The 362-nt window shown below is 67.4% G+C and carries 1 pseudogene; it reads right to left on the bottom strand.

Annotation, left to right across the window (positions count from 1 at the left end):
* Positions 1 to 362: pseudogene (locus J4G12_10010) on the bottom strand (hypothetical protein).

Genomic DNA, 362 nt, shown 5'->3' on the forward strand with positions numbered 1-362 from the left:
CGACCGCGAACGCGGGTTCCAGAAACGGCGCTCCGTCCGCGTCGACGCCGCCCCAGAGCATGAGGGAGGCCGCCGGTTCAGCGACCGGGGCGTCGCCGGCGCTCCCCTCGTCGGCGAGACGGTAGCGGAGCGCCTTAGTGAAATGGTAGTCGCTGATCCAGGTCGGGTCGCAGTACGACATCACGTCCGGCCTGCTCGGGTACACCAGTCCGCCTCTTTCGAAATCGTAGCCCCAGACCCCGCTAGATCCATCGGGATACGGGAACGCCCAATCCGTTCCCGAGGGCCCCCCGCACGGCGCATGCCTCAGGCTCATGTTGTGGCCCAGTTCGTGCGCGATAATGAAGGCGCGCGGTTGCGAG

Source organism: Gemmatimonadota bacterium (genome assembly GCA_021295815.1).
Lineage (GTDB): Bacteria > Gemmatimonadota > Gemmatimonadetes > Longimicrobiales > Gaopeijiaceae > JAGWBQ01.